Origin of the sequence: Pseudozobellia sp. WGM2 (assembly GCF_017810075.1) — a bacterium.
Classification (GTDB): domain Bacteria; phylum Bacteroidota; class Bacteroidia; order Flavobacteriales; family Flavobacteriaceae; genus JADNYK01.
Genome location: NZ_JADNYK010000005.1, coordinates 1 through 18,794 on the forward strand (window position 1 = coordinate 1; position 18,794 = coordinate 18,794).

12 protein-coding genes are annotated in these 18,794 nt (G+C 40.6%); 9 read left to right on the forward strand and 3 right to left on the reverse strand.

What is annotated here, in order from left to right:
* The first annotated feature begins 231 nt into the window (after positions 1-231).
* Genes IV512_RS12695 through IV512_RS12715 form a run of 5 tightly spaced genes read left to right on the forward strand, consistent with a single transcriptional unit; the run spans position 232 to position 5,464 of the window.
* Positions 232-1,617 (forward strand): glycoside hydrolase family 88 protein, encoded by a 1,386-nt coding sequence (locus IV512_RS12695; RefSeq protein ID WP_209403937.1) that lies wholly within the window; start codon positions 232-234, stop codon positions 1,615-1,617.
* Positions 1,617-3,059 carry a hypothetical protein gene (locus IV512_RS12700; RefSeq protein ID WP_209403938.1) on the forward strand — a complete coding sequence of 481 codons (1,443 nt, stop codon included), beginning with the start codon at positions 1,617-1,619 and terminating at the stop codon, positions 3,057-3,059. The genes IV512_RS12695 and IV512_RS12700 overlap by 1 nt, the downstream gene beginning before the upstream one ends.
* Positions 3,056-3,826, forward strand: a complete 771-nt coding sequence (locus IV512_RS12705) for a 3-ketoacyl-ACP reductase (protein WP_209403939.1) — start codon at positions 3,056-3,058, stop codon at positions 3,824-3,826. Before IV512_RS12700 ends, IV512_RS12705 begins: the two co-directional genes overlap by 4 nt.
* A gap of 11 nt (positions 3,827-3,837) precedes the next feature.
* On the forward strand, positions 3,838-4,059 hold the full coding sequence (locus tag IV512_RS12710) for a hypothetical protein (RefSeq protein WP_209403940.1): 222 nt from the start codon (positions 3,838-3,840) through the stop codon (positions 4,057-4,059).
* Positions 4,049-5,464: a sodium:solute symporter gene (locus tag IV512_RS12715; RefSeq protein ID WP_209403941.1), complete on the forward strand. Its 1,416-nt coding sequence runs from the start codon at positions 4,049-4,051 to the stop codon at positions 5,462-5,464. Before IV512_RS12710 ends, IV512_RS12715 begins: the two co-directional genes overlap by 11 nt.
* A 264-nt stretch (positions 5,465-5,728) precedes the next feature.
* On the opposite strand, the gene IV512_RS12720 is transcribed toward IV512_RS12715, so the two are convergent.
* The 3 genes from IV512_RS12720 to IV512_RS12730 all read right to left on the reverse strand — a co-directional run bounded on the left by IV512_RS12720 (position 5,729) and on the right by IV512_RS12730 (position 13,769).
* A complete protein-coding gene (locus tag IV512_RS12720; protein ID WP_209403942.1) occupies positions 5,729-7,237 on the reverse strand; it encodes a RagB/SusD family nutrient uptake outer membrane protein in 1,509 nt (502 codons plus the stop codon).
* A gap of 19 nt (positions 7,238-7,256) precedes the next feature.
* On the reverse strand, positions 7,257-10,400 hold the full coding sequence (locus IV512_RS12725; protein WP_209403943.1) for a TonB-dependent receptor: 3,144 nt from the start codon (positions 10,398-10,400) through the stop codon (positions 7,257-7,259).
* A gap of 195 nt (positions 10,401-10,595) precedes the next feature.
* A complete protein-coding gene (locus tag IV512_RS12730; protein ID WP_209403944.1) occupies positions 10,596-13,769 on the reverse strand; it encodes a PVC-type heme-binding CxxCH protein in 3,174 nt (1,057 codons plus the stop codon).
* Between the two features lie 314 nt (positions 13,770-14,083).
* Between IV512_RS12730 and IV512_RS12735 the strand changes: the two genes are divergently transcribed.
* From IV512_RS12735 to IV512_RS12750, 4 genes are all read left to right on the forward strand, one after another.
* Complete coding sequence (locus tag IV512_RS12735; protein WP_209403946.1) at positions 14,084-14,968, forward strand: AraC family transcriptional regulator; 885 nt, start codon at positions 14,084-14,086, stop codon at positions 14,966-14,968.
* A gap of 179 nt (positions 14,969-15,147) precedes the next feature.
* Positions 15,148-15,993, forward strand: a complete 846-nt coding sequence (locus IV512_RS12740) for a sugar phosphate isomerase/epimerase (RefSeq protein ID WP_209403949.1) — start codon at positions 15,148-15,150, stop codon at positions 15,991-15,993.
* Between the two features lie 15 nt (positions 15,994-16,008).
* Positions 16,009-17,127, forward strand: coding sequence for a hypothetical protein (locus IV512_RS12745; protein WP_209403951.1), 1,119 nt, complete (start codon positions 16,009-16,011; stop codon positions 17,125-17,127).
* A 27-nt stretch (positions 17,128-17,154) separates the two neighbouring features.
* The gene (locus IV512_RS12750) at positions 17,155-18,750 is read left to right on the forward strand and encodes a sulfatase (RefSeq protein WP_209403953.1); all 1,596 of its coding nucleotides are present in this window, start codon (positions 17,155-17,157) and stop codon (positions 18,748-18,750) included.
* Positions 18,751-18,794 lie beyond the last annotated feature (44 nt).

Consider the following 18,794-nt stretch of genomic DNA (forward strand, 5'->3'; position numbering starts at 1 on the left):
ATTCCGAACAGGGAAGTTAAGCCCGTCAGCGCCGATGGTACTGCTATACCAAGTGGGAGAGTAGGTCGCCGCCTTACTTCGAAAAGCCCCTTCACATTACGTGAAGGGGCTTTTTTTTTGTATACGGTTATTATCTACCTTTATTGTCATTGCTTTTTTGTTATATTTAACCAGAGTAAATTGAATTTAATTCAAGATCTCTTTAGTTATCTTATCCAACCCATAATAAGAATGCAAATAGACTACCGATTACAACTCCAAGATCTTACTGAAAAAATTAATAACCTTTGGTCATATTCTGCCGATAAACTCAAGAATATGAATTCACATTTAAAGGGTAACATCGGCTCTCCCGTAGTTACTGTAAATGGTGTTTATGAACCGCGAAGTTGGACGGACTGGACTCAAGGTTTTCAGTATGGCTCAGAGTTATTTCAGTTCAATGCAACTGGAGATTCCTTTTTTATTGATTTGGCCATTGATAATATTAAAAAAGAGATGACTTCACATGTTAGCCATTTTGGTGTACATGACCATGGTTTTAATAATTTAAGTACCTACGGTAATTTATTGAGGTTACTTAATGAAGGAAAAATCGATAATGATACTTGGTTAAGGGAATATTGTAGTTTGGCTTTAAAGCTTTCGGCTTCTGTACAAGCTCAAAGATGGACTAACCTTCCGGATGGTGGCTTTATCTATTCTTTCAATGGACCACACTCCTTATTTGTTGATACGATACGTACCGTTAGAATACTTAATGTCGGGCATTTGTTGCGACATTATTCCTCTGGCGAAAACGATGTAAAAATCAATTTATTAAAAAGAGGACTTCAACACGCCATCGCCACAGCTAAATATTCTGTTTATTATGGTGAAGGTAGAGATAGCTATGATATTTGGGGTAGAACAGCGCATGAAGCCATTTTTAATACCAATGATGGTAATTTTCGCTCTCCATCTACACAACAAGGCTATAGTGGGTTCTCTACTTGGACACGTGGCTTGAGTTGGGCCATGTTGGGGTTTGCCGAGCAACTTGAATTTTTACAAGGTGTAGACAATTTACCGGAACTAGATGAACTTGGTGGAAGAAATCACTTGGAAAAAACATTTTTGAAGGCGGCAAAAGCAACTTGTGATTTTTTTATTGAACATACTGCCTCGGATGGTATACCCTATTGGGATACAGGTGCCCCGGGTTTGGTGCATCTAGATAATTGGAAGAACAGTAAATCTGATCCTTTTAATGATTATGAGCCTATTGATAGTTCGGCTGCAGCAATTGGGGCCCAAGGTTTATTGAGATTGGGTAACTATTTGAGAGGGAAAAATGATTCGGATGGTAAAAAGTACTGGTCTGCAGGTCTTACTACGGCCAATACCTTATTTGATACCCCTTATTTGAGTTCCGATACTTCTCATCAAGGATTGATATTGCACACGATATACCATCGCCCCAATGGTTGGGATTATGTTCCTGAGAATAGTAGAATACCCAATGGAGAGGCCTGTATGTGGGGAGATTATCATGCTCGGGAACTCGCCCACTACCTTCAACAGATTATAAAAGACAACTCATATTACACGTTTTTCAAAGATATTATATCCGAATAATGGCAAAACAAAAAATTACGCGGGTAGCACAGTTAAAAACACCATCTGATTTTACTGACCATTTAGATAAAATAGGAACTAGACTTCCATTTAAAACAAATCTCAGTAAAGTGGGCAAGTCTAGTCTGGGCACCCCCTTAACTTTAAAATCAGGTTTCGAGATTGGCAATAGGTTTTGCATTCTTCCTATGGAAGGTTGGGATGGTACAATAGACGGTCTTCCGACAGAGCATACCAAACGTAGGTGGCAAAATTTTGCTACAAGTGGTGCAAAATTGCTTTGGGGTTGCGAAGCAGTGGCGGTTCGGCACGATGGGCGTGCGAATCCCAATCAGTTGTTAATGAACGAGAAAAACTTTCCAGCATTCAAAGAACTTTATACTGATTTAAGAAAAGGTCATGAAGAAAAGTATGGTAGTTCTTCCGATTTGTTGATAGGACTTCAATTAACACATTCCGGACGTTTTTCAGTGCCTGATGTAGATCGGTCGAGAAAGCCACATACTCTTTATAAGCACAGCGTGCTTGATGAGAAATTTAATTTAGCGAAAACGCATCAGGCAATGACCGATTCTGACATTGATGAATTGGTAAATGATTTTGTGAAAGCTGCTGGCCTTGCCAAAGAAGCCGGTTTTCAATTTGTCGATATTAAGCATTGTCACGGATATTTAGGTCATGAATTTCTAAGTGCCAAAAATAGAACGGGAAAATACGGAGGTCCTCTTAAGAATCGGCTTAATTTTCTTAGGGCCATTGTTGAAGGAATAAACGCTACCAGTAAGATACCTGTAGGGGTAAGGCTCAGTGCCTTTGATTTTGTTCCATTTGAAAAAGGAGAAGAGAATGTAGGTGTACCCAGTTCTTTTCAAGGTCGGTACAATGAAGCTTTTGGTGGAGATGGAACGGGAACAGGAATTGACTTAAACGAAGTTTTTGAATTACTGGAGCAATTTGAGGAATTGGGAATTGAACTTGTCTGTATTACTGCCGGTAGCCCTTATTATAATCCTCATGTGATACGACCAGCGATTTTCCCACCTTCCGATGGTTATCTTCCTCCCGAAGATCCGCTTATTGGCGTCTCACGTCAAATTTATATCACTTCCGAAATCAAGAAAAAATTTCCCAATTTGGTAATTATAGGCTCGGCATATTCGTATTTGCAAGAATGGTTACCTCATGTAGGGGAGGCAGTAATTGATAAAGGTATGGCCGATTTTGTGGGGTTAGGTAGAATGGTTTTGAGTTACCCAAACATGCCAGAAGATATTTTAAACGGAAATAAGCTAGTACGAGGTAATATCTGCCGAACATTTTCAGATTGTACAACGGCGCCTCGAACAGGTATGCTTTCAGGGTGTTTCCCCTTGGATTCGTACTATAAGGAAATGCCAGAAGCGGCCAAACTCAAAGAATTCAAAAAGAAAGTCCGGTTATGAACAAAAATGTTTTGATAACAGGTGGCTCACGGGGTATCGGCTATGGTATAGCCGTAGAATTGGCAAAAGCCGGATGCAACCTTGCTATTAATGGGGTGCGTTCTGAAGAAAGCGTAATGGAGGAGATGAAAGCGCTTAAGATCCATGGTACTCAAATAGTGTACTGCCGTGGCGATGTTTCATCTGAATCTGACCGTAACCTAATAATCAAAGAGGCTCTAAGTCATTTTGAAGAGCTACACGTTCTCGTGAATAATGCAGGGGTAGCCCCTAAGGAGCGGGTAGATGTACTTGAAATGAAACCCGTGAGTTACGATCGTGTAATGGATATTAATCTTAGAGGCCCCTTCTTTCTCACTCAGAAATTCGCAAACTTGATGATTGAGAATAAACAAAAAGATGTTGGGTTTAAAGGCTGCATTATCAATATATCTTCTGTCAGTGCTACTACTGCTTCGGTTATGAGAGGCGAATATTGTGTTTCTAAAGCAGGTATGGGTATGATGACCAAACTTTTTGCTGCACGTTTGGGCGAGTATAATTTGCCAGTTTATGAAGTTCGCCCGGGTATAATAGAGACTGATATGACCGCTCAGGTGCTCGAAAGCTACCAAAAGAGAGCAGAAGAGGGCTTGATACTTCAAAGGCGTCTCGGTAAACCCGAGGATGTTGGTAGAGCCGTGCAGGCCTTGATTGAAAATAAAATTCCTTATGCGACTGGTCAGGTCATTATGATTGACGGGGGAATGTCAATACCCACTTTATAAGAAATCCATTTATGAAAAAACAAGTCAAACCGATATTACTTATTCTTGATAGTCTGGCCCTACTGACTTTTATAGCTACGTTCACCCCTTTAGCACTCCCTACAAATACTACTGGTCCGTTTTTTATAGGTGTACCCTATACCATGTGGGTAGGTTTTTTGATAAGTATAATCTTTGTTGTTCTGGCGTATTTAGTCTCACTTGTAAATAAAGAGGGTACTCATGCTGACTAAATTTATTATAGCCGCAGTTATCTATTTGGCCATACTTATCTTTTTGCTGAAACGAACCAGGGTTAAAGATAAAACTACTTCGAATTATTTACTCGGTGGAGGTAATATTGGATTTGTAATTGGATTGTTTACCACAGCCGCTACTTTGTTCAGTGCATTTACGGTAATAGGAATGCCCGATTTTTTTAGAACACATGGAATCGGGGCATGGATTTTTCTCGCGGTTTCCGATACGATGATGGTGTACGGACTGATTAGGGTAGGGGAAATTTTACGGCGAAAGGCCCGTAAACTTGATTTTAAGGGAATGTCAGGTTTAATGGTTTCGACCTACGGCTCAAAATTAGCAGGTTATGTAGCTTTTGGTGGAGCAGTCGTTTTTTTAATACCCTATATAGCTGTTCAGATTAGCGGAATTTCGATATTTCTAAATGCCGCTTTTCCTGATGCCATCCCAGTATGGTCATGGAGCTTGATTATTGTCGCCGTAATGATAATTTATAGCGAAACGGGTGGATTGAGAGCCATTATGTACAATGATACCTTACAAGGCCTTTTGTTGTTTTTTACCATTTGGGTGGTTGGTTATAACTGCATCGCACATTTCGGAAGCATAGAATCGATGTTCGATAAAGTAGCTTCTGTTAACGAAAAGCTACTATCTGTACCAGGACCCAAGGGATTGTTTTCGGTACAGTTCTTTATTATTTCAGCTATTGCAATAATAAGCTTGCCATTCACCCAACCACAGATATCAACTCGGGTCGTCATCATGAAAAATAGTGCTTCACTAAGAAAAATGGCTATAGGTCTAGGGGTAGTGGCTATTCTTATCATTTTGCCGACTATGTTTATGGGTATGTACGGTGCTGTACTTTACCCTGAAGCTTCGACCCAAGATTTCATCGGTCATGTACTTTTATACGACCAAGCTTCCGGTATCGCTGCGCTCGGACTTATTGGATTGGTGGCGGCAGCAATTTCAACCTCCGATTCTCAAATATTTGCCTTAGGTTCTGAACTACGCTCCTTATTGAGCATAGAAGATAGTAAGGCTGTTTCGTTGAGTAGAATATTCATAGTAGTTTTTGGGTTGTTAGCCTTAATTTTTTCCATAGTCAGTACCGAACATCTAGTTCTTTTGGCTCGAACGAGTTTTACGGGTACGGCTATGATGGCACCCATGATTTTAGTGGGTATACTCAGTGCCAAAAAACTGACCTTGTTGATGCCGATAGCTACGTTGTTTGCTCTTTTGACTTTTATACTTTCTAAGCTTGGGGTGTTTCCCGGGCAAATTCTTATGCTTCAGACAGAAATCATTTTATTCATAACCTTAGCGATTTCCGCCTTTATAGAGGTTGTTTTGATTAAAAAGAATAAAGTTACAGCTATAGATTCTTAATTAATCGGTCGACAGGAAAAATCGAACAGCACCTACAGCAACATTCAATACTTATATTATAACGAGTAGTAAAGATGGGGCGAAGCTCGGAAAAATTGATGATTTAACCCAGATTACGAGTTAAAAAACCTTTCAAAAACAAACTCCTCTATTCTGTAGGAGACTGATTTTTAGAACGAAATAACCCTTGGTCATCACCAAGGGTTATCATCACTACTAACTAACTACTACTCAACAAGAGTATTTTTCTAAATTCAGTAGAATTTAGTACCCAGAATTTTGTACTAGGTTTGGATTATTCTGCATTTCAGAGGTCGGTATAGGAAACAGCAACTCTCTTTCTGACAGTGCCTTGTTCGGTAAGTAGGTGTATGTATGGCCTACAAAGTCTTCTAATTCATTAGTTTCAGGATTGTATGCTTTTCTCCATCTGGCCATATCATACCAAGTTTTGTTTTCGAAACTTAGCTCATGCACTCTTTCAATGCGAACAGCCTCTCTAAAGTCATCTTGCATTAATCCGGCCAAATCTGCTAGTTCTGCACGTTGCCTGATTAGGTTGACAGCCTCATATGCAGCGGCGGTTGGGCCAGACTCTGCTTCGTTGTCGGCTTCCGCATACATTAAAAGAACATCGGCATAACGATATAGACTCCAGTTTAAATCAGATTGTGCAGATTCTTCATTGGCGGCAATATCAAAATGTTTAAAGAGATATGGAGCGCCCAAGTTTGTACTATCGCTTCGATCGGCCTCGAGTGAGTAACTTCTAAAGTAAAACTGCTTTTCTTCAGCTCGTTTGTCACCTTCTTCATATGAATCTGCGAATTCGTTTGTTGAGAAAATACCCCCAGTCTGGGCCGAATAGGCCGATATACCTAAATTATAGGGCAAAATTGCAGGTTGCCAATTGCCCGATTGAATATTGGCCGCAAATTGGGTCATAAAGATGTATTCTCCCGTATTCTTGGTGGCTGGATCATGAAGCTCATCATAAGTGTCAAAAAGTGAGAACTCTCCCGAATCGATTACCTCCTTGGCCTTTGCGGCAGCAAGCGAATATTTTTCGGTTTGCTGAAGTGGGTAGCCCGCCATTGTCAAATATACATCTGCCAAAAGGGTTTTGACAGCCCCTAACGAGACCCGGCCAGATTCATCTCTCCAAGGTAGGGTTGAGTTTTCCGCTTCAGTTAGGTCACTTAAAATCAAGTCATAAACTGCTTCGGTAGAAGCTTGTTCCGGATATAATTGCTCCGAACTCAAATCAACGGAACTGGTTATAATCGGAATATTCCCGAACATTCGAACCAGACCAAAGTAATAGTATGCCCTGAAGAATTTAGCTTCGGCCAAGTAATTCTGTTTCTCGGCTTCATCCATATTAATATCCGGAATTTTTTCAATAGCCAGGTTCGCCCTTGATATGCCGGTGTAATATTCGTTCCAAAAGCTATTTCCATAACCGTTATCCGAATTATTGATTAAATCTTTTACCAAATAAATGTTTGTGGCTTGCCCTAGGGCCGTATTCGCCAGACCTGTGGCAAATTCGAGCATCAACCAAGTTCCCCCACCAAAACCACTGCTGGTAATGGGAACTAGAGGTTCGTAGATACCATTCACGGCACTTTCGGCATGTTCCGCTTTGGTGAAATAGGTGTCGGTCGTGAAGTTCGACTCGTCTTCTTCTTCTAAAAAGTCACTACAGGCCGTTATGCTTGATACTGCGGTTATGACGGCTATAGTTCTTATAAAGTTGCTATAGATTTTCATTTTTTTATCTTTTATATTGTTATAGTCCAACATTTAATCCTACCATAAAAGTTCGAGGTCTCGGATAATCGTATAAGGAAAAACCTTGGTCAAATGGTCCGCCACCATTAGAACTTTCCGGGTCATAACCTGGATATTTGGTTGCCACAAAAAAGTTCTGCACCGAGGTGTAAAGTCTTAGTCTATTTAGATGCAAACGTTCTACCAATTCTGGTTTGAACACATAGGATAGCATGAGGTTTCTTCCCCTTAAAAAAGATGCATCCTTTAATTTTCCAGAATCGTTGTTGGTATCATACCCCGCTGCAATCGGTCTTATCTGTGCAATGTCGGTATCTTGATTGTCGGGTGTCCAAGCATTTAATACAGTTGCAAAACTGTTGGCAATGGTTTGGCGATCTTCAGCGGAATGTTCGTCACGGTACATTACACTATTGCCATATTGAAATTGCAAATCGACCAAAAGTTCAAGGTTACCATATCTAAAGGTATTTGAAAAGGTTCCGAAACCATCAGGAATACCTTTTCCGATAATCGCCCGGTCATCACTATTAATCGCTCCGTCATCATTAAGATCACGATATTTAATGTCACCGGGTAGTCTATCGTAAATCGCAGCTTGGTCGGCCTCGTCGGTATTCCAAGTTCCTTCATCAATATATCCAAAGAAAGTACCAAGGGCTTCCCCCTCGCGAATTAATGTTGATCCCAAGAATATATCAGAACCACCTGATAAGGCTACGACCTCGTTTTTGTTTATAGAGATGTTAAAGTTACTGCTCCAACCAAAAAGTTCATTGTCTACATTAATTGTGTTTAAGTTGATTTCAATACCCTTATTTTCGAGACTGCCTACATTTCTAAACACATTCGAGAAGCCGCTTGAAGAGGGTACCGGAGCATCAAGAAGCATATCGGTGGTCAGTTTTCGGTAAAAATCTAGTTCTAGAGCAATTCTATTTTGAAAAAGCCCCAGTTCAAGCCCGGCGTCTACTTGCTCGGTCTTTTCCCATTTTAAATCGGGGTTGGCCATTCGTTGAGGTATCGAATAAGATGCGCGATCGCCATTGAAAATTACAGTACCATTAGATAAGCCGGCCAATGCACGGTAGGCAGGTATTTCTGAATTACCTGTGGCACCATAACTTGCCCGTATTTTGAGATTTGATATGGTTTCGTTCTGCGATAGAAAATCTTCTCCCGAGACGCGCCATGCCAATGCCGCAGAAGGAAAGAAAGCAAATTGATTTTCCGGACCGAATTTCGATGACCCATCGGCCCTGCCTGTTAAAGTTAAAAGATATTTGCTCTTGTAGTTGTAATTAACTCGCCCGAAGTAGGAGTTAAGTCCGTAGGCAATTCTGCTTGAGGTTGGGGTCTGTGGATTAGACCCGGCCCCAAGATTGTTGAAGCCATAAAAGTCGTCTGCAAACCCACGGGTCGATGCAGTAGCCCTGAACTCGTCAATGTGCTGCCAAGAGAGACCCAACATAGCTGTTAGCGAATTATCGGCATTGAATTCTTTGTTATAGGTCAAATAATTTTCGAACTGCCATGAATTAAACCTATTGTTGCTTACAGAAGCAGCACCATCTGGTCGGGCAATATATCTTAAATCACGACCACCATAATAGTCATTACGCTGGTTAATGATATTTGTGCCAATTGTTGTGCGCAGTTGTAGATTTTTGTTGAATGAGATGTTGCTATAGAAATTCCCTAAAACGGTTTGGGTCTTTAAGAAATAACGTCGGTCGTTCGCAACTGCTACAGGGCTTCCGCCACCTTCCATACCGGGGTAATCGATATTGGAACCCCAAGTGCCATCTTCGTAGCGTACCGGTATAATCGGTAACGCTTCGAATACCTGGCGCATAGTGGTGATGCCACCGCCGCCAAGTTGATCTACTTGTTTTTCATTTTGATCGTTATAACTTAAGCTACCTCCTACTTTTAACCAATCGGTAACCTCGGTGTCTAGAGTAAATCTTCCGGAGTAGCGCTTTAACCATGATTCTACGATAAGGCCTTCTTCATCACGAAAACCCATGAACAATCCGTAATTTCCTTTTTGTGTTCCGCCAGTAAATGATAATTGGTGATTTTGGGTGAAGGAAGCCCTTATGGCCTCATCTTGCCAATCGGTGTCATAAAGGGGGTTGCCCTCCGAATCAAAGAGCCTAGGGTCGGTTCTTTTGGTCGTTGGATCGGTGTATGCTCCTCCCGCCCATCCGGCAGGATCGTATTTTTCAGCGTTCGCGTACGCTATTTCTTCAACACGTAGAAACTCTTCCGAATTTAAAAGATCTAGTTTTTTGGGTAATGTACCCAAACTAAAATCTACATCGTAGTTGAGTCGAGTGGTACCCGATGAGGTACCTCTTTTTGTGGTTACCAAAATAACACCGTTCGCCCCACGGGCGCCATAAATAGCAGTTGCGGAAGCATCCTTTAAAACCTCGATAGATTCAATGTCATTGGGGTTCATGTAGTCGATGGGTGTACTGCCATTGGGTAGATTAACAGCATTTAAAATTACTCCGTCGATTACATATAAGGGAGTATTGGCGATACTTACCGAGGTGTTCCCACGAATCCGTACCGTTGTTCTACCGCCTGGTCTACCTGATCCCGAGGTGATATTGACACCGGCAACTTTACCGGCCATGGCTTGATTCAAAGAAGCGGCCGGACGTTCAGCCAGTTCCTCTGCCTTAACCGAGCCCACAGCACCGGTCAGATCACTTTTCTTCTGTGTACCGTAACCTATAACCACCACTTCATCTAAGTTGGCGGCATCTTCTTTTAACGATACGTTGATTGAAGTTTGCCCTGCAAGATTCACTTCTTGACTTGCAAAGCCGATGTATGAAATGACCAAGGTGGTATTTTCATCGCTGACCTCTAATTCAAAATTCCCGTCAAAATCTGATTGGGTTCCGTTAGAGGTGCCTTTTTCAACAATACTTGCTCCTGGCAGGGGCTGATTGTTATTGTCAAGAATTGTACCTGTAACGGTCAAATCTTGAAAATGATTCTTGTTGTTTACAGGTTTTTTTTCTGTAGTTAGCTCATTACCGAAGGAGGGGTTTCCGTAAAGAATACAGAATGCAAAAAATGCAAAACTCCAGTAACGCTTTTTGTGTAAAGCTGAAATATTCATAATGTGTTAGGATTGATTTAGTTGATATAGAGTTCTATTCAAATCTATCCCAAAGGTAAATTCGTACTAATTGCGAATCCACCTCTTACATTGCAAATAGTTCTATTTTTTTGTCCTTAAAGTGAGAAGTTGTTAAGAGTTTGCAGGTAAAATAGCATTGTTGATAATATCAACAATGCTATTTAGACTTGACTATTATTTAAAAGGATGCTCTTTAAGTAGTTCTTCTGAAGAATAGAAGCCTTCTTTATCTTTGATTTCAGCTCTAATTTCTTTTACTTTTTCAGGGGAAATAGGGGCGGCATCATTTTCGAAAGCATTTCTGACGAAGGTCAAAACGGAAGCCATTTCCTCATCGTTTAGCATACCACCAAAAGGAGTCATCGGTACTTGACCCGGATATTTTTTCCCGTTTACTTCAATAGGCCCCATCATACCTTTCAGTGTTAACTTGATCAAACGTTCTTCATCTCCGGTTACCCAACTAGAACCTGCAAGAGGAGGGAAGCCAGAGCTCTCAAGGCCCTTTCCATCGGGTTGGTGGCAGGTAGAACAAAATCCCTCTCTTTCATAAATTTCTTGCCCTGCAAGTAGCAATTCAAGGTCACGCCCTTTTAGGCTGGTTTCGATAGTTTCTTTAGGTTCTTCACCCAAATTATGGTTGTTAAGATGGGCCAGAGCAGCTTCATAAGGTTTTTGCATCCACTTGTCCAGACCTTTTTTGCCCGCTTCGGTTACGATAGGAATACCAATTTCCTTATCCATCCAAGAGGCAGCTACTAAAGTTGCCAATCTTACTCTTGCATTGTCGTCTTTTGCGGCTTGCATAAGCAAGTCGGCTTTTTCGTCTACTTGATCTCCACTAAATCTCAATACTCCTACTGCGGCGGCCCTTGCCTTAAAGTCTTCAGCATTCAAAACCTGTTTGAGAATATCCACATCGATATCATTTAAGGCCCAGGTAACCCAAAGGGCTTCTAGCATATGGTGTTCATATTCTGAGTTTTCTTTGTCTAGATTGTTGACCCAAGTTTCTAATTTTTCAAGAACAGCACCTTTATCTCTAGCCCTTAGTTCTCTTCTTGTACGGTATCTTGTACGATATTCAGGAAGTTTAAGGTTATCAAGTAATTCATCGATACTGGCACCATCAACCATTGCAGGCTCCACTAACGGACGTGATGGATAGGTGATGCGATAAATTCTACCGTGGGCATGATCTCTAAGGGGGTCCCTTGCATTGTGTTGCATATGACCAATGAGTACATTGCTCCAGTCGATTAAATATAATGAGCCGTCAGGAGCGAACTCCATATCTACCGGTCTAAAATTTTTGTCATCGGAAAAGACTAAATCTTGTCTATGATTACTAAGGTACCCCGCAGTCTTAGGGTCATCGACCATAGTATGTTGCTTGGTACCCAGAAAGCCTATAGTATTATTAATTAATAGGTCACCTTGAATATTATCGGGAAAATGTCTGCTTGAAACAAACTCGAGCCCAGAGGTTGGCCTTACCCTATGTTTGTCTTCGATTAAATTTTCCGGTCGTGGTGAAGCTTGGCCATATCTTGGAAAAATAGAACCTGGCATCATCCACGTCATATCAGGCCCTGAAGTATGGGCAAAAAAGTATTGGCCCCAGTCATCGAAAGCAATACCCCACGGGTTCGGAATCGACAATTGAGCCGTTCTTTCTAGATGATGTTTTTGCGGACTATAGCGGTAGAATCCTCCATTAGTGGCACGAACGGTGCCATAGGCGGTTTCGACATTGGTATGCAAAAAGACACCTTCACCCATATAAATGGCTCCTGAGGGGTCGGTTGTAAACGCGCTAATTGCATGGTGGGTATCATGGTCGTCAAATCCGCTGAGAATTACTTCTGTTTTATCGGCCTTATCATCGCCGTCCGTATCTTTTAAAAGTACAAGATTGGTTCCTTGAGAAACATAAACCCCTTCCGGAGCAAACTCAAAACCGATGGTGAGGTGTAGCCCATCTGCGAATACGGTTTGCTTATCGGCTTTGTTATCACCATCTGTATCTTCTAAGATCAAGAGTTTGTCATTAGGTTTTGAATCCCCCGGCTTATAGTGTGGGTAACTGGGCATTACCCCGACCCATAATCGGCCTTTGTTATCGAAGGAAACTTGCACGGGATTTGCCAAATCTGGAAATTCTTGCTCAGAGGCGAAGAGTTCAATTTTGTAACCGGGGGCTACATCAATTTTTGAAAGGGCTTCATCACCGTAGAGATATTCGGGAGTGCCATTTTTTTCACTTTCTTTATAATTGGTTTTGACCGCAGGTAGGTCTCTTGTCTTTGAATCGGCCATGGCCAAATCCATCTTTTTTCCTTGAAGGGCTTGCCAAATAGCTGTATCCCTTATGGCGGTCATCTGACGAATCTTTTCAATTTCGTAGGGGTAATTGTCAGGCCCGAAAGGGTCATAACGTCTCCCGTATGCATGAACCCCATTTGGTATTTTAAAGTCGTTGTGCCAGAACCAGTTTTTTTCATTGACAGCTTCGTTCACCAATATTCTATCTGTATTAGAGGCGTCATCTTCTTGAAAGATTTGGTCAGCTAACAAATCAGCTAATTTTTTGTACCCCAAATCGTTTAACTGAAATCCGTCAGCAGTAATATTTTCTTCTTCCGCTTCCATCCAGGCTTTGCTGGGCTCGAACGCATTCACAAAAAGTACACTGTCTTGAGCGGCTACTTCTCTCATGGCCTCGGTATACATTTCTAGATTTTTGTTTTCTTGTGTACCATCAGGCAAATCCATCTGGTCAGATAGATTCTCAAAAGCTATAGGTGAGACCAATGCTAATTGAGGCGCGTTTGCACCATTGTATTTTTGATTTTTAGTATGCGCTATGAAGGCACGTAATTCCTTTTTGTAATTTTCAAGTCCTTCGGAACCATTGAAAGACTCACTATATCCGAAAAAAGCGATTATAATATCTGCCTTTAGTTCTGTGAGCCATTCATCTTCAGTAGGAAAATGACCAATACTTCCTGAATTATTGGCAAGCTCGTTTTGATGAAATTTTTCTGCCCCAGGAAATGCCCATGGAGATTTTCTGGAAGAATGGGGTCTAAAGCCTGGCGTATTTCCACCATCACACATGTTTCGAATAAAAAGAGAGTCATTTGGGTAGCGAAGTTGCATCTCGGTCTCGAAGTGCCCGAAATTGATCATTCTTGAGCAAAGATTGTTACCCACTAAGACGATGTGCGAGTTTGAATTGATCTGTAGACGATTTTCTTTTTCTTTATCACATCCGGTAAGGCACAAGATTGCAATAATTAAAAATGATAGAATTTGCGGGGTAGCGAATCTTTTAAAGATTTTCATAGTTTAAAAGAGGTGGTATAGGGTTAGAATTGATTGTTTGCTATATCGTTCAAAGTAGGCTATTTCTGAATATTTCTAATCAAATGGATCGGGTTTTATTTAGCATTCTCTCTTTGAAATAAAGAATCGATTAGAAACCACGAATAAATTCAAACTTTTTGAATAATTCGTAATTTTTGAGATCTGTATTCACGTATTCCTAATTTAATTATGCTAAATTAAGGTGAATTTCTATCATATATTTCCTGTTTTTTGCTAAAGGTTGGTACTTTTTTGTCATATATTTATCAAAATTTGAATTTATATCGAAATTTATGAGTACTCCCAGCATTGAAAAAACACTTACTTCTAAAGAGACTTTTATCTTCAAAGATTTGACTGGGCCTCACTTTAATCCTATATGGCATTTTCATCCGGAGTTTCAAATTTCATATATAGCCAAGGGAGAAGGAACTCGTTTTGTCGGTGACCATGTGCATAATTTTAAGGAAGGAGATTTAGTGCTTACGGGCCCTAATCTTCCACATTTATGGCGTAGCGAGGATTCCTATTTTGAACCTAAAAGTAATTTGACAACTAGGGGTCTAGTGATTTATTTTGACCATGATTTGATAAGTAGAAATCTACTGGAACGAGAAGAGTTTTTTATTATCAACAAATTGATAGAGCATTCACATAGAGGTATAGAGTTTTATGGCGATGTACCTTCGAAAGTTTGTGAACTCTTAATACAAATAGCAGACGAGAGAGGCTTTAAAAGAATTATTAAACTACTTGAAATACTAGATTTACTTGCAAATAGTAAAGAGTTTTCATTGTTGACCAGCCCAAGTTATATCAATTCTTTCAAAGGGGGCGATTCTGAAAAAATGAGCTTGGTATATGACTACGTTATGAGCAATTTTAAAAACAAGATAGCTCTTGATGAAGTGGCGGAAATGCTTAATATGACAACCTCTAGCTTTTGCAGGTATTTTAAACCTAGAGCTAATAAGACCTTTACACGATTTGTAAATGAAATCAGAATCGGTCATGCACGAAAATTGTTATTAGAAGACAATTTCAATATTTCTCAGATCAGTTATGAATGTGGTTTTAATGCCCTATCGAATTTCAATAGACAGTTTAAGTCTATAACTGAACTGAGCCCTCATGAATACCGTCAAAAGTTTTTTGATATTCAATCGAATGACGACTAAATCAGTAAAAAAAATAGAGAACTTTGACAAAATAGAGGAACTTTAAAAGCAACTTAAGTTTTAGATTTGTAAAGTTGGAGGTCATACAATTCGTGTTAAAACGACTTTCAAAATGTAAAGATAATCGACTTCGGAAGCTCTTTGAAACAGAGTTCCGAATTTTTCAATAAAATTTATTTATGAAAATAGGAATGAATATGTTGCTCTGGACAAACCATGTGACAGAGCAGCATTTTGATATTATAGATACGTTAAAAGAAACCGGTTACGATGGCATAGAATTATTTCTTGGCGAAGGCAATGTGAAGCATTATACAAAGCTTGGTAACCATTTTTCTAATATCGATATGGGGGTAACCGGGGTAGCTTCCTTATCTCCCGAAGAAAATATTTCTAGCCCTGATAAGAAAATAAGAGAGGCCGGTTTAGAAAGATTAAAATGGTCTATCGATGTAAGTGCGGCTTCTAATGTTGAGGTAATTTGCGGCCCCTTTCATTCTACTTTTGCCTTTTTTACACGTCAACCGCCTACTGCCGATGAACGCTCTAGAAGTGCCGAAATGTTGAGAAAGGCCGCGGAATATGCTCAGAAGTCGAATATTATTTTGGCTCCCGAGGCCGTAAATAGGTTCGAATGCTACCTCTATAATACCATGGCAGATATTAAAGGTATGGTCGAGTTGGTCGATCACCCCAATCTAGGTGCTATGTACGATACACATCATAGTAATATTGAGGAGAAAAGTCAAGAAAGCGCCATAAAGACCATAGCTCCCTATCTAAAGCATGTACATATTAGTGAAAATGATCGTGGTACACCGGGTAGCGGTCAGGTAAATTGGGAATCTGCTTTTAAGGGACTTCGGGACATAAATTATGATGGATGGTTGACCATTGAAGCGTTCAGTACCATAATACCTGAATTTGCCAATGCTATAAATGTTTGGCGCGATTACTCCCCATCAAAAGAAATATATACAAAGGGCATCGAATTTATAAAAGAAGGAATGAAAGCCGATTATTAAACCAGAATTATTCAAATGAAAAATTTAATACCACTTCTTATTTGCTTTTTGTTCATTGCTTGCAAAGAAGAAAAGAAATCAGGGAAAGAAGAAGTAGCAGTTGTTGAAACAACCGATGTACCAAAACAATGGATCACCTTCAAAGGAGGTGAAAATTCAAAGAATATTGTTTTAATTTCTGGTGATGAAGAATATCGTTCAGAAGAAGCTTTACCCCAATTGGCAAAAATATTATCGGAGCATCACGGCTTTAACTGTACCGTACTTTTCGCTCAAGAAGAATCTAGGCCCGGCATAATCAATTCTAATTATGGCAAGAATATTCCTGGGCTTGAAGCTTTAGATTCTGCTGATATGATGATCATCTTCACGCGTTTCAGAGCGCTTCCAGATGAGCAGATGACATATATTGATGACTATCTGAAATCAGGCAAACCGGTCATGGGTATTCGAACGGCAACACATGCGTTCAATTTCGCTAAAGATTCTACCTCTAGCTTTTCGCACTACGGTAACTATTATGAAGGCGATTTAAAAGAATGGGAAGGCGGTTTTGGTCGTTTGGTCTTAGGTGAAAAATGGATCAACCATCACGGGCATCATAAACACCAGAGTACCCAAGGTATTGTGGTCGATGCGGCTAAAGAAACGGGCATTTTGAACGGAATCGAAGATGGTGATGTTTGGGGAGCAAGCGATGTGTATGGTGTAAGGCTACCGTTGGTGGGAGATTCACAACCCGTAATCTTAGGTAAAGTAATGAACAGAAAGGGCGAATATGATGAAGAAGATGTTTTCTTCGGAATGAAGCCGACGGATGATGAGCCAGCGACTACGAATAAAGATGGCTTAAAATTGAACGACCCTATGATGCCTGTAGTTTGGGTCAAAAGTTACCAATTGCCTAACGGTAGCAAAGGAAAGGCATTTACTACGACCGTCGGCGCCGCAAATGATATGTTGGTAGAAGGTACTAGACGATTGTTGGTCAACGGCGTTTTTTGGGCTATGGATATGAAGGTGCCCGAAAAGGCGAACGTAGCACTGGTTGGTGACTACAACCCAACTAAATTTGAGTTTAGAAAAGATGAATACTGGCCTGAAAAGCAGTTGACCGTAGAGAGTTTTCAATAATCTAAATAGTGCTTGAGTTTGGCTAAGATGAGAGAGCATAAAACGATATTTCTACTTCTGGTTTTAGTGCTGCTCATTGGCTGTCATGATAAACAAAATCAAGATTCCGCCCCTCGGAAAAAACCGAATATTGTCTTCATTCTTGCCGATGATCTAGGGCTTCATGATTTGAGTATTACTGGTAGTACTTATTACGAAACCCCGAATATTGACCGCATTGGTGTAGAGGGAACGATTTTCACTCAAGGTTATGCCTCAAGTAGGGTATGCAGCCCTTCGCGTGCAAGTATCATGACGGGTAAGTTTACTGCAAGACACGGTATTACCGACTGGATCGGGGCCGCTTCAGGCACTGATTGGCATAAGCATGATAGACATGATAAGTTGCTGCCGGCCCCCTATGTACATAATTTGCCAAAATCTAATATTTCTATGGCGGAGACTTTTCGAGCCAAGGGGTATAAGACTTTCTTTTCCGGTAAATGGCATTTAGGCAGTGAAGGCTCTTATCCCGAAAATCATGGTTTTGATATCAATAAAGGGGGTTGGGATAAAGGAAGCCCGATGGGCGGCTATTTTTCCCCTTGGAACAATCCGAAGTTGGAAAACAGAAAAGACGGCGAAAACCTGACCATGCGATTGGCAGAAGAGACGGCAAGTTTCATAGAACAACATAAAGACAGTACTTTTTTCGCCTTCCTATCTTTTTATGCCGTACATGGGCCGATACAGACCACTCAAGAAAAATGGAAGAAGTATCGAGATAAGGCTGAACGTCAAGGTATAGCGAAAGAAGGCTATAAAATGGAGCGGGTTCTACCTATTCGACAGGTTCAGGACAACCCTGTTTATGCGGGTCTTGTCGAAAGTATGGATGATGCCGTAGGTCTCGTACTTGATGCTCTTAAAAAATCGGGATTGGAAGAAAATACCATAGTTGTCTTTACCTCCGATAATGGGGGAGTGGCTTCTGGAGATGCATTTTCAACTTCGAACCTGCCCCTTCGAGGGGGAAAAGGCTATCAATGGGAAGGTGGTATTCGTGAACCTTATTTTATTAAAGTTCCATGGATGAAAAACAGCAATATTGAAAGTGACTTTCCCGTAACGGGAACTGATTTTTATCCGACTCTATTAGACTTAGCTGAAGTTAAAGCTTTGCCCGAACAGCATGTAGATGGGGTTAGTTTAAGGCCAATTCTTGAAGGTGGACAGATGAACGTGGTACGCCCTTTATACTGGCATTATCCACATTATGGTAATCAAGGCGGTAACCCATCTTCTATAATTAGGGAAGGTGATTGGAAGCTCATTCACTATTGGGAAGATGGTAGTGAAGAACTTTACGATTTGTCTGCAGATATGGGGGAAGAATCTAACGTGATTGAAACAAATCGCCTAATAGCTGGTCAGTTGAGCGAAAAGTTGATGAAATGGCTCAATGAAGTTGGCGCCAAATTTCCCAGTACTGATGAAACTTATGATGCCAAGGCCTCCGCAAGGCGACATCAACATATTGTGGAGGAAAAATGGCCTGCATTAGAAGCTCAACGAAAAGAATTTTTATCTCCTGATTTTAAACCCAATGAAAATTGGTGGGGCAGTAAAGTGACAGAAGACTAGGTTTCGTTATTTTTAATCTCACCAATCTTACTCTATTTTTTGAA

What these genes read in the sequence shown, in the direction of transcription:
- IV512_RS12695 (WP_209403937.1), top strand. Translation starts at nt 232, where the DNA reads ATGCAAATAGACTACCGATTACAACTCCAAGATCTTACTGAAAAAATT.
- IV512_RS12700 (WP_209403938.1), top strand. Translation starts at nt 1,617, where the DNA reads ATGGCAAAACAAAAAATTACGCGGGTAGCACAGTTAAAAACACCATCT.
- IV512_RS12705 (WP_209403939.1), top strand. Translation starts at nt 3,056, where the DNA reads ATGAACAAAAATGTTTTGATAACAGGTGGCTCACGGGGTATCGGCTAT.
- IV512_RS12710 (WP_209403940.1), top strand. Translation starts at nt 3,838, where the DNA reads ATGAAAAAACAAGTCAAACCGATATTACTTATTCTTGATAGTCTGGCC.
- IV512_RS12715 (WP_209403941.1), top strand. Translation starts at nt 4,049, where the DNA reads ATGCTGACTAAATTTATTATAGCCGCAGTTATCTATTTGGCCATACTT.
- IV512_RS12720 (WP_209403942.1), bottom strand. Translation starts at nt 7,237, where the DNA reads ATGAAAATCTATAGCAACTTTATAAGAACTATAGCCGTCATAACCGCA.
- IV512_RS12725 (WP_209403943.1), bottom strand. Translation starts at nt 10,400, where the DNA reads ATGAATATTTCAGCTTTACACAAAAAGCGTTACTGGAGTTTTGCATTT.
- IV512_RS12730 (WP_209403944.1), bottom strand. Translation starts at nt 13,769, where the DNA reads ATGAAAATCTTTAAAAGATTCGCTACCCCGCAAATTCTATCATTTTTA.
- IV512_RS12735 (WP_209403946.1), top strand. Translation starts at nt 14,084, where the DNA reads ATGAGTACTCCCAGCATTGAAAAAACACTTACTTCTAAAGAGACTTTT.
- IV512_RS12740 (WP_209403949.1), top strand. Translation starts at nt 15,148, where the DNA reads ATGAAAATAGGAATGAATATGTTGCTCTGGACAAACCATGTGACAGAG.
- IV512_RS12745 (WP_209403951.1), top strand. Translation starts at nt 16,009, where the DNA reads ATGAAAAATTTAATACCACTTCTTATTTGCTTTTTGTTCATTGCTTGC.
- IV512_RS12750 (WP_209403953.1), top strand. Translation starts at nt 17,155, where the DNA reads ATGAGAGAGCATAAAACGATATTTCTACTTCTGGTTTTAGTGCTGCTC.